Consider the following 12,137-nt stretch of genomic DNA (forward strand, 5'->3'; position numbering starts at 1 on the left):
GGATATTGCATGCTCCACAATTACCAACAATTTATAAACCCATTATTACAGATCGCGAATGATACAAGTAGCAATCAAGTAAATCGACGCGATGTAATCAATCAACCAGCTTATCAATTTAGTTTATCGAATGAAGCAGAGTAAAAAGCTGGCCTGCCAAAGGCTGCTAATCAATATAATTTCGCTAATAAGAGATGCTATCGGTGTAGACGCTGAGCTTAAACCATTTGTAGAACAAGCATTTGCCAAATTTAAAAAATGGATCTTCCGCCATAATGCCCAAAGAAAAACAGCATTTACCAAAGAGCAAACCTCATGGCTTAGGTTGATAAAAGACCATATTGCAGCAAGCTGCTCTATTGAGCGCGATGACTTTGACTATAGCCCTTTTTCAGATCGTGACGGATTACAAAAAGCTTGGGGCTTGTTTAATACCGAAACTAAAAACGAATTAGATAGCCTTATGGCTGAAATGAATCAGGAATTACTTGCGTGAGTGAACAAAAATCACAGATTAAAGGCTGGACGGAAATTAAATTTGGCGATTACTTAGATATACAGGGAGGAAGTCAACCGCCTAAGAGCACATTTGTGGATTCCCCCAAGAAAGGGTACGTAAGATTACTTCAAATTCGAGACTTTGGAAATAAACCTGTGCCGACCTATGTTCCCGAAGACTCGGTTACAAAATTTTGTACTAAGGAAGATATTTTTGTTGCTAGGTACGGTGCTTCATTAGGGCGTATTCTGACAGGAATGGAAGGTGCTTATAACGTTGCGTTAGCCAAAGTTATTTATCCTAACTCTCTATTTGATAATAAGTACTTATATTATTTGTTGCACACACCTATTTTTCAGCATCCCATAAAAATGATTTCTCGATCAGCGCAGAATGGGTTTAACAAAGGCGATCTATCTCCAATTAAATTGCCAGTCCCTCCGTATGAAGAGCAATTTCGCATTTCGGAAAAATTAGATGAATTATTTTCAGAATTAGACTTTGGTGCTCAAGAGCTAAAAACAGCTCAAGTTAAACTCAAACACTATCGCCAATCCTTACTCAAAAGTGCGGTTGAAGGTGCGCTTACTCAAAAATGGCGAGATGACAATAAAGATAAAATTGAAGAAACAGGCAAAGAGCTTTTAAATCGTATCCTAATTGAACGTAAGCAACGCTGGGAACAGGAAAAACTCGCAGAGTTTAAAGAAAAAGGCAAAAAGCCACCCAAAAACTGGCAAGACAAATATCCTGAGCCAGTCCAGCCTGATACAACTGATTTACCTGAAYTTCCTGAAGGTTGGGTTTGGGCGAGCATGTCGCAAATATCTCACATTCAAGGCGGAATCCAAAAACAGCCAAAAAGAAGACCAGTAGAAAATAAATACCCGTTTCTTAGAGTCGCCAATGTATATAGAAATGAATTACGCCTTGATGAAATCCATGAAATAGAGCTGTTTGGAGATGAGTTGCAACGTTTATCTCTGTTAAAAGGTGATATTTTAATTGTGGAAGGAAATGGTAGTAAAAGTGAAATTGGTAGATGCGCAATTTGGAATAATGAGATTGAAAATGCAGTTCATCAGAATCATTTGATTAGAACGCGACCTGTTTTAGCACTTAGTAAATATGTGGCACTTTGGCTTAACTCTCCAGCAGGAATGGACATTATGTCAAATTTAGCCGCAACAACTAGTGGGCTATACACGCTAAGTGTATCTAAAATATCTAAAGTTCCTGTACCAATACCTTCACTGTGTGAACAGCAAATGATCACAAATAAAATTGATACTGAATTTGATTCGATCGACCGACAAGTTGAAGCAACAGCTCTTGGCTTAAAACAATCCGAAGCCCAGCGTAAAAACATCTTAAAGTCAGCTTTTTCTGGCCAACTAGTGCCACAAGACCCTGATGACGAACCCGCTTCAGTATTGCTTGAGAAAATTAAGCAAGAACGTGTAGCTTTAGCAAAAATATCAAAACCTCGAAAACAGAGTAAACCTAGAAAAAGAGTTGAGCTGATGAATACCTTACTCGAAGTGTTGACCGCTGAAAATGACTGGATTGATGCCCAAAATGCCTTTCAAAAATGTGGCATTGTTGACGGCACTTCAACCGATCGTATCGAAGAAATTTATACCGAACTGCGCAAACTAGAAAAAACAGGCAGAATCGAAATTCAGCGCCAAGGTGACTTCGACCAATTAAAATTAACTACGCAAGACATTAAGGAAGACTAATGCGCCTAGCCTCATTTACAATCGGATCAGATCGCGAAGGTGAGCGCCAGCGATTTAAAAACCTTAAAAATGTCACCATCGACTTTGAAGAACAAGAGTGGATCACCTTAGTCATTGGCTGGAATGGCACAGGTAAGTCAAACGTACTTGAGGCATTAGCTGTTTTATTTCGCGACCTTATTATGGGTAAAAATGAGAGAGGAGACAAAGATAAACCAACGTTTTCTTACGTCCTTCGTTATTTTTGCCATGAAAAAGAGATCGAGATAGATGCTGACCCTGATCGTGTTAAAGAGGCCTATAAAATCAGTTACAGAGATTTAGGTGAAAATAAGTCAGAAGAGTCATCTCAAGCAGATTTATTGAGCGAGCTGAAAGGAAAGAAAGAGCTAGCTGAAATTGCATTTAGTAAGTTCAAAAAGCAGCAAGACGACTTCTTGCCAAAATATGTTTTTGGTTACTACTCAGGCCATAGCGATAGGATGCAGTCAGTTTTTAGGCCGTACCTTCAGCAATATGATAAAAAGCTTCGCAATGCAAAATCTGAAGATCCGGGTTTAAGGCGTTTATTTTATGCATTACCTGTACATAGCCAATTTGTGTTACTTGCCTTTGTATTAAGACAAGATGACTTAGTTAGGCATTTTCTAGACACTCAATTAGGTCTAGAAACGGATGAAAATGCGGAAAGTATTGATTCTGTGCTGCTAGAGCTAAATGAGCCTTCATGGAACTTAAATAAAAGTAAAGATCCAAAAGGTAAATATGGCGCTTGCAAAGAAAAACCCGATATCTTTTGGGGAGCCGAAGGTGTTGTGCGTGATTTTTTAGATCGTGTCCATGAGGTTTCTACCGCACCTATAAAAATTAAGCGCAAAGATGAAGCAACGTTATGGAATAAAAAAGAGCGGGAATATCTTTATATGTTTATCAAAGATATTTACAAGCTCGATGAACTGGTTGGAGAGCAAGAGCCAAGAGAGTTTTTCCGTGATCTTGAAAGCACCTACGTTTCAGAGTTAATTAGCGAAGTTCGTATTAGAGTAAAACTTAAAAAGAATGATGGTAGTGTCACCTTCAGAGAGTTAAGTGAAGGCGAGCAACAATTGCTAACAGTGTTAGGTCTATTAAGGTTTACTGCTGAGGAAGAAAGTTTATTTTTACTTGATGAACCAGACACTCACTTAAACCCTAAGTGGAGCGTTGATTACATTGATTATCTTAATAAATTTGTAACCTCTAGCTCTAAAGGTGAAAACAATAGCCATATCGTTCTCACTACACATAACCCAATTGCAATTGCCGAATTAACCCGTGATCAAGTACAAATATTAAACCGCGACGATGAGACCCGCACCATAGCGTCACATAAACCTAACTTTGACCCCAGAGGCATGGGCTATGCGGGTATTATCACCAGTGATATGTTTGGATTAGCAACATCGCTTGATAGCTACACAGAGGATTTGCTGGAGAAAAAAAGGCAAATAACCGCTAAAGATGGCACTTTATCATCAGATGAAAAGGTCGAACTGCACGCTATAAACGCAAAACTGGATAATCTCGGTTTTAGATTCTCACACCGCGATAGAGTATTTGAAGAGTACCTGCGTGCTCGCTATGAATTTGATGCCAGTGCCAACAGCAAGCAAAAAATCGATCAACTGCCATCAGATAAAAAACGAGCAACGAGTAAAAAGTTAATCTTAGAAGTGCTGGCGAAACTGAAACAAGAAGGTGGAGGTCAAGATGAGAAGAATTGATTTACGTAAACTGAACCCTTCTCCTGATTGGCGTGCTCGCGCACTAAGCAAACAAGCTGACATTGATAATGGCGTTATCGACGCTAAAACTGCTTCGGCAATGTGGTCAGAGTTGAAGCCTCAGCTAAAGGATTTGTCTCAGAATAAGTGTTGGTATTGTGAATCTAGAGAGGATAGATCGGACAACGCAGTCGATCATTTTCGACCCAAAAGCCTCTATCCTTGGTTTGCACTTGACTATGAGAACTTTCGCTTCGCTTGTACTTTTTGCAATAGCATTAGAAAAAACCCTAAAACAGGTGAAAGTGAAGGTAAAGGTGATCATYTCCCCCTACTATCTGGGAATAAAGCGGAAAATAGAGCACAGCGTAATACGGAAAATTACATATTAATTGACCCTTGTGAACCTGCTGATGTTGGCTTACTTGATTTTACCGAGGATGGATTACCGAGAGCAAAATTCCCACACCAAAGAAATCGTAATCGGCGAGCGATAGACTCCATTAAATACTACCATTTAGATCATCCTGATTTGGTAGAGTCTAGGCGACAATTAGCCTTAGATATTCGCGATTGGGTAGAAAGTGCTGATGCTATTTATGATCCAAATGATCAGGGAGATCCTAAAATTGAAAAAGCATTTAAAGGCTATGTTAGTAACATTGCCAAAGTTATTGCAGCCGATGCCCCCTTTTCAGTCTTTGCGAAGAAAATGGTTAAAGGTTATCAAGATAGATACTGGATAGAAGTTTTACTGGAGTGCGCCTAATGTCAAAACTCAATATTGAGCCAGAGCTGTTTTCAGATATCCAAACTTTAATCACACAAGCAAAACAGCAAGCGGCAGTTGCTGTTAATGCATCATTAACTATGTTGTATTGGCAAATTGGTCAACGTATTCATCAAGCGGTATTAAAGGGTGAGCGCGCTGAATATGGTAAGCAGGTGATTGCAAATTTATCCGAGCAGCTGACCCATGATTTAGGCAAAGGCTGGGGCAAGCGTAATTTGCAATATATGGTGCAGTTTTACGAAACATTCCCTGAGCAGCAGATTGTGCACGCGCTGCGTGCAAAATTAAGCTGGACGCATTTTAAGCAATTAATTCATTTAAAAGATCCTCTACAACGTGAATTTTACGCTCAAATGTGTGCGCTAGAAGGTTGGAGTGCGCGTACCTTAGATGATCGAATTAACAGTATGTTATTTGAACGCACGGCATTGTCTAAAAAACCTCAAGAGCTGATAAAGTTGGAGTTGCAAAAATTAGCAACACAGCAATCCGTTTCAGCTCCTTTGCTGCTTAAAGATCCGTACGTGTTAGATTTTTTAGGTCTAAATGATCATTATCTAGAAAAAGATTTAGAAGATGCCATTTTGCGCGAGCTTGAGCAGTTTTTGCTTGAGCTAGGTGCTGGCTTTTCGTTTATTGCTCGGCAAAAACGCATCCAGCTTGATGGTGATGATTTTTATATCGATTTATTGTTTTATAACCGCCAACTCAAACGCTTAGTGGCCATTGATTTAAAGCTGGGCAAGTTCAAACCTCACTACAAGGGGCAAATGGAGCTTTACCTTCGCTGGTTAGATAAACATGAGCGCCAAGCGGATGAGCAAGCTCCGCTTGGAATTATTTTATGCGCACAAAAAAATCAAGAACAAATAGAATTACTAGAAATGGATGAAGCGGGCATTCACGTAGCTGAGTACTTAGCGGTATTACCAAAACGAGAAATATTGCATCAACGCTTACAAGATGCGATTAATTCTGCCAAAAATCGGTATAATCCCACTCTTTTAGACGGTAGCGATCCTGAGAGCAGTCAATCAGGTTTGGATAGAAACAAATGAATGCCCCCGCATTAGTACAAAAAGTTTGGAATTACTGTCATACATTGCGTGATGACGGTGTAGGTTATGGCGACTACTTAGAACAGCTAACCTATCTATTATTTTTAAAAATGGCGCATGAGTATGCGCAGCCGCCTTACGACAGAGATACTAAAGTCCCGACAGAGTATAACTGGGAATCTCTAAGTGGGTTAACAGGTGAAAAACTTGAAGAGCAATATAGGAAGGTTTTAAAAAACCTCGCGAAAGCTGGCGGCATGTTAGGCGCTATCTTCTATAAAGCTGAAAATAAGATCCCTGACCCTGCAAAGCTATCTCGTATTGTTACCATGATTAATAGCGAAAACTGGATAAGTTTAGATGCAGATGCAAAAGGTGATTTATATGAAGGGCTTTTGCAAAAGAATGCGGAAGATACAAAAAGTGGGGCTGGACAATACTTCACGCCTAGACCTTTAATTGATGCCATATTAGCCTGCGTTCAGCCTGAGCCAGAGAAAACCATTGCAGATCCAGCTTGTGGAACGGGAGGGTTCTTTTTAAGTGCTAGTGATTGGATTACTTATGGCGATCCGCAGTGGATTCAAAAAGAAATGACTCACTGGAATTCATCAAAGCATGATGAGAGCACCATAGCAAAATCAAAATTGAATAACGATCAAGTTCAATTTTTGCGTGATAAAACTTTCAGTGGTAATGAAATCGTCCCCTCTACTCGTCGCATGTGTTTAATGAACTTATTCTTACACAACATTGGCAGCATAGATGGTGAACCTGATATTGAACGCGCAGACGCTTTACTTACACAAGTAAAAGACGAGGATAAAGTAGATTACGTGTTAGCTAACCCACCATTTGGTAAGAAAAGTAGCATGACTATTACTAATGCTGAAGGTGGCGAAGATAAAGAAGCGTTAACCTATGTGCGTCAAGACTTTTGGGCTACCACTACCAACAAACAGCTTAACTTTTTACAGCATATTATTTCTAGCCTAAAAGACACTGGTAAAGCCGCTGTTGTATTACCTGATAACGTATTGTTTGAAGGTGGTGCAGGTGAGCGTATTCGTAGAAAGTGGTTAAATAACTGCGATGTGCATACCATCTTAAGATTACCAACTGGTATCTTTTACGCTAATGGTGTGAAAGCTAATGTTGTGTTTTTTGACAATGCCACTCGTGATGAAAAAGTTCACACCAAAGGCATTTGGTTTTACGATCTAAGGACTAATAAACATTTCACACTAAAACAACGACCAATGACACTGAATGACTTAAAAGACTTCATTAAGTGTTACAACCCTGAAAACCGTCATGAACGTCAAGAGACTGAGAGGTTCAAATATTACAGTTATGATGAGCTGGTCAACCGAGACAAAGCGAGTTTGGATATATTCTGGCTAAAAGATGACAGCTTAGATAACTTAGATAACCTGCCACCCCCTGATATTTTACAACAAGAAATAATCGACCACTTAGAAGCTGCCTTAGCTGCTTTTAAAGATGTAGCTGCTGGGTTGCCATCTAGCGTAGAAGAATAATTTTTATCCTGTAGCCAGTTATTTGATAACTGGCTACAGTCCCCTGTTAACATTAACAATAGTGATGCTGCCTTGTTAAACCTTCATATAGATGGTTAAAAAGTCAGGATTAGATCCATGCATTTAGTATGTTTTTAATCACAAATTTCCTAATATCAAACTTTACTGCAAAAATAGTAGAGGTGGCTTGTGGATACTATAGTTTGCGATTGGCAAATCTAACAAGCTTGTCCACACGCCCAGCCACAGCTCCACGCATATTGAAAATTATATCCTCCGAGCCAACCAGTAACATCGGTGACTTCGCCGATAAAGTACAGACCCTTTTGTTTTTTAGCTTCGAAGGTTTTGGAGCTGAGTTCGTCAGTATCGACACCACCAAGTGTGACTTCTGCTGTGCGATAGCCTTCGGTGCCATTTGGTTTGATTTTCCAGCTGGTTAGGGTTCTAGTTAAGGTTTCAATTTCTGTATGGCTGAGTTGGTTGGCATTTTTATCCACAATGCTGCCATCGCTGATCAGGGCTTCTATAAAGCGCTTCGGTAAGATGGTCGAAAGCAGATTTTTTAAGTGCTTTTGACCTTGTTCACTACGCCACTCATGAAGCAGTGTTTGGACGTCTAAATCAGGAAGTAGGTTAATACTCACAAACTCTCCAGCGCTCCAAAATGAGCTGATCTGCAAAATTGCTGGGCCAGATAGTCCTCTGTGAGTAAAGAGAATATTCTCTCTAAACTGAACACCGCTTTCACTGGTTACTACGCTATCAATACTGATCCCAGAGAGACCATCAAAACGTGCTTTATCATGATCGTGAAGTGTAAAAGGTACGAGAGCAGCCATAGTGGGCAAAACAGCTAGACCAAATTGTTCCGCTATTTTATAGCCGATAGGAGTTGCGCCCAGTTTTGGCATTGTTAAGCCACCTGCTGCGACCACCACCGACTCACAGTTAAAGGTTTGTGTTGTGGTTTTGACTACATAGCGGCCGTCGGCTTGATGCTCAACCGCAATGACTTCTTGACGTAAATGGAGTGAAACGCCCGCCCAATCACACTCAGTAAGCAGGATATCAACGATGTCTTGTGCACTGTTATCGCAAAACAACTGTCCAAGTGTTTTATGATGATATGCAAGACCATGACGGTCTACCAACTCAATAAAGTCATGTTGGGTATAGCGACTCAGACATGATTTTACAAAGTGTGGATTTTTACACAGATAATTGGCTGGAGAGGCATTCTCATTAGTAAAATTACATCGGCCACCGCCACTTATCAAAATCTTACGGCCTGGCTTCTTACCCATATCAACCACAGCAACTTGTCGCCCTCGATACCCTGCCTGCGCAGCGCACATTAACCCCGCAGCACCAGCACCGATCACAACTACATCTGTTTGTTGCATAACTTCACTCAACCCTATTTTTAAAACCTTGCAGCTTATACCAACTCTTTTAATTAATACCAATGTTCTTAATTAAGTGGTCTATTTTGAGGCGAGAAAATCTTGTCGATAACGAGGCAAAAATTTTGCTATTTAGTTGTTCTAAATAAGAAATTTTTAACGCTGTTAGCGTCAGATTTACTCCTTCAAATTGAACAAGTATTAAGTCAAATTGGTATAACCTGAGCTTCAGATAATTAATGTCTTTCTAGCAGTCAGTTGTAGCGCCAAAACAACTCCCCTAACTGGAGCAGATATTAAGTCAACATGGTATCACTACTTCCTGCTAACACTTAACGCACAAAGTAAACGTTTAACCAAAAACAAATTATACCGAGATCCACACAACAAGCACAGTATGGATGAGCATCACTTGGTTGCAATTTGTTCAATGTTRATAATGTACCTAAAAAAGTCCATGTCGCAGTGCTGTGATTACGAATAAGAGACTTAATATTGCCAAAAAAACCATACTTTAAAACTAAAAATAATCAATTTCAGTCCCTTCATAAGGCACATTTAGTTAAAACAACCCTTCCGTTTACACTCATTTACAATGTAACTGAAATTTATTCACACTCACATAAAAATGAAAAATAAGCACTAAAAACAACACGCTAAGAATTTTTTATAGCCATTTATCCATCTATATATAACTAAATAATTAGTGCAAATAACAAAACAGCGCTTTCTTTTTTTTAGATAGGCGTTTAATTTCACTGGCCATCAGCTTTTTATTAACAGCTGAACAACAAGTTAGAAACTAGGGAAACATTATGACAATCAATAAAAACTTTAAGCGCGCAACACTTAGCGTTGCTGTCGCTGCGCTATTTAGCGCATCAGCAGCTACCGCAGCACCAGCTATTCAAAACGATACAGCACTTGCAGCTACCGCACAGAAGCTCTCATCTCAGAACACACTTGGCACTCAATTTATTATTAAATATAAAGATGCTAGTTCACAAATGATGGGACTTGCAGCGGAGGATCTGCAACCAACAAAAATGCAACAACGTGCAGAAAGCTTTGTAAAAGGTTTTAAAAGTAACAAAGCGAGTGCCAAAGCTCACTATGTCCGTCCTATGGCGTTGAGTAACCACCATGTAATGCGTGCAGACAAAAAGCTATCAGCTAAAGAAGCACAGGTATTTATGAGTGAAGTTATGGCGTCTGGCAACGTTGAATATATTGAAATCGATCAGATGTTGAAACCATTTGCAACACCTAACGACCCTCGTTATAGCGACCAATGGCATTATTTTGAAGCTGCTGCGGGGATCAATGCTCCAGCGGCTTGGGATAAAGCGACAGGACAAGGGGTTGTAGTCGCGGTGCTTGATACAGGTTATCGACCGCACCTTGACTTAGACGCAAATATTTTGCCGGGCTATGACATGATCTCAGACACGTTTGTTGCGAATGATGGCGGTGCTCGTGACAACGATGCTCGCGATCCAGGTGATGCCGTAACACGTGGTGAATGTGGTACCGATTCTACAGGTCAGCCAGTTCCTCGTGCCGATCAAGACTCAAGCTGGCACGGCACGCACGTAGCGGGGACTGTTGCTGCAGTATCAAATAACGGCGAAGGTGTTGCCGGTGTTGCTTACGACGCAAAGGTAGTACCTGTTCGTGTGCTTGGTAAATGTGGTGGTTTAACCTCAGACATCGCTGACGGTATTATTTGGGCTTCTGGCGGTTCAGTGTCTGGAATTCCAGCAAATGCAAACCCAGCTGACGTAATTAACATGAGTCTAGGTGGTGGTGGCGCTTGTAGTGCAACAACACAAAACGCAATCAACCAAGCCCGTAATAATGGTACTGTGATTGTCATTGCAGCAGGTAACGACAACGATAATTCAGCTAACTATAACCCTGGTAACTGTAACGGCGTGGTAAACGTAGCGTCAGTCGGCCGAGATGGTAGTCGTGCTTACTACTCTAACTATGGTACAAACATTGATGTCGCAGCACCTGGTGGTGCGCAAAGTTTTGCCAACGACCCTGAAGGTATCTTATCTACGCATAACTCAGGCTCTGGTGCACCTTCTGCAGACAGCTATCATTACTCACAAGGTACCTCAATGGCTGCGCCGCACGTAGCGGGTGTTGCCGCACTGATCAAACAAGCAAAGCCTTCTGCGACTCCAGATGAAGTAGAAGCAATCTTGAAAAATACCACGCGTAACTTTGCTGGTAGCTGCTCAAACTGTGGAACCGGTGTTGTGGATGCAGCAGCAGCAGTTAACGAAGCACTAGGTGGCGATGTAACACCACCAACAAGCAATGTGCTTGAAGATGGTGTAGCAAAAACAGGATTGAGCGGAAGCGCAAGCAGTAGCCAATACTTCACTTTCGAGGTACCAGCAGGCAAAACTAATGTGACTTTCACAATGAGCGGTGGCACAGGTGATGCAGATCTCTATGTGAAATTAGGAAGTCAGCCAACTACAGCAAGTTATGATTGTCGCCCTTATGAAGGTGGCAATGCAGAAACCTGTAGTTTTGATGCCCCACAAGCTGGAACTTATCATGTAATGATCAACGGCTATCAAGCCTATTCAGGTGTTAGCTTAGTCGCGACTACCTCAGGTTCAAGCACAGGCACTCCGCAAGCAGGTGGTGGTACTATCGAAGATGTATCAGCATCAAGCGGCCAATGGGTACACTACACAATTGAAGTACCAGAAGGCATGAGCGATTTTACTGTAAAAACGTTTGGTGGTTCAGGCGATGCTGACTTGTTTGTTAAGTTTGGCGCTCGCCCAACCACGACAAGCTATGACTGTCGTCCATATGAAAGTGGAAATACTGAAACGTGTGTTATCACCAACCCACAAGCTGGTACGTGGCACTTAAGCATTAATGCTTATCGTACCTTCTCAGGTTTAACACTAGACGCACAGTACAAACCATAAAGAAACATGCAGTAGGCTCAAGATGAGCCTTCTTCCCCCATGCAAAGGCCGTACTCGGCCTTTTTTAATGAGTAACCCGGACTGCGGATAATTAATACCAATTTGCTTAATTAAGTGGTCTATTTTGAGGCGAGAAAATCTTGTCGATAACTAGGCAAAAATTTTGCTATTTAGTTATTCTAAATGAGAAGTTTTTAACGCTGTTAGCGTCAGATTTACTCCTTCAAATTGAGCAAGTATTAAGTCAAATTGGTATAATACCTTTCTAGCAGCCAGTTCTAGCGCTAACTGCGTTGAATTCACTTCCAATAGCCAGCTATTGATACACAAACTTGCCTTGTATCAAGAGATCACTTCTGACTAGACAAGGTGAAG

The 12,137-nt window shown here is 40.8% G+C and carries 9 protein-coding genes; 8 read left to right on the plus strand and 1 reads right to left on the minus strand.

The window, feature by feature from the left end; translation table 11 throughout:
• Positions 1-9 precede the first annotated feature (9 nt).
• The 7 genes from EAG18_RS22305 to EAG18_RS04015 are packed head-to-tail and all read left to right on the plus strand — an operon-like array spanning position 10 to position 7,396.
• A complete protein-coding gene (locus EAG18_RS22305) occupies positions 10-144 on the plus strand; it encodes a hypothetical protein (RefSeq protein WP_263972612.1) in 135 nt (44 codons plus the stop codon).
• Positions 131-496 carry a type I restriction-modification enzyme R subunit C-terminal domain-containing protein gene (locus EAG18_RS03990; protein ID WP_185745550.1) on the plus strand — a complete coding sequence of 122 codons (366 nt, stop codon included), beginning with the start codon at positions 131-133 and terminating at the stop codon, positions 494-496. The genes EAG18_RS22305 and EAG18_RS03990 overlap by 14 nt, the downstream gene beginning before the upstream one ends.
• Positions 493-2,241, plus strand: coding sequence for a restriction endonuclease subunit S (locus EAG18_RS03995; RefSeq protein ID WP_275557225.1), 1,749 nt, complete (start codon positions 493-495; stop codon positions 2,239-2,241). Before EAG18_RS03990 ends, EAG18_RS03995 begins: the two co-directional genes overlap by 4 nt.
• Positions 2,241-4,004, plus strand: coding sequence for an AAA family ATPase (locus EAG18_RS04000; RefSeq protein ID WP_125251115.1), 1,764 nt, complete (start codon positions 2,241-2,243; stop codon positions 4,002-4,004). The genes EAG18_RS03995 and EAG18_RS04000 overlap by 1 nt, the downstream gene beginning before the upstream one ends.
• The gene (locus EAG18_RS04005; RefSeq protein WP_125251116.1) at positions 3,991-4,773 is read left to right on the plus strand and encodes an HNH endonuclease; all 783 of its coding nucleotides are present in this window, start codon (positions 3,991-3,993) and stop codon (positions 4,771-4,773) included. The genes EAG18_RS04000 and EAG18_RS04005 overlap by 14 nt, the downstream gene beginning before the upstream one ends.
• Positions 4,773-5,855, plus strand: a complete 1,083-nt coding sequence (locus EAG18_RS04010) for a PDDEXK nuclease domain-containing protein (RefSeq protein WP_125251117.1) — start codon at positions 4,773-4,775, stop codon at positions 5,853-5,855. Before EAG18_RS04005 ends, EAG18_RS04010 begins: the two co-directional genes overlap by 1 nt.
• Positions 5,852-7,396 (plus strand): class I SAM-dependent DNA methyltransferase, encoded by a 1,545-nt coding sequence (locus EAG18_RS04015; protein ID WP_125251118.1) that lies wholly within the window; start codon positions 5,852-5,854, stop codon positions 7,394-7,396. Before EAG18_RS04010 ends, EAG18_RS04015 begins: the two co-directional genes overlap by 4 nt.
• Positions 7,397-7,614: 218 nt before the next feature.
• Here the strand turns inward: EAG18_RS04015 and EAG18_RS04020 are convergent, their stop codons facing one another.
• Entirely contained in the window at positions 7,615-8,802 is a 1,188-nt protein-coding gene (locus EAG18_RS04020) for an NAD(P)/FAD-dependent oxidoreductase (protein ID WP_125251119.1), read from the minus strand.
• An 815-nt stretch (positions 8,803-9,617) separates the two neighbouring features.
• On the opposite strand from EAG18_RS04020, the gene EAG18_RS04025 reads away from it, so the two are divergent.
• Positions 9,618-11,762, plus strand: a complete 2,145-nt coding sequence (locus tag EAG18_RS04025) for a S8 family peptidase (RefSeq protein ID WP_125251120.1) — start codon at positions 9,618-9,620, stop codon at positions 11,760-11,762.
• Positions 11,763-12,137: the final 375 nt, after the last annotated feature.

Source organism: Pseudoalteromonas sp. J010, assembly GCF_003934235.1.
Classification (GTDB): Bacteria; Pseudomonadota; Gammaproteobacteria; order Enterobacterales; family Alteromonadaceae; genus Pseudoalteromonas; species Pseudoalteromonas peptidolytica.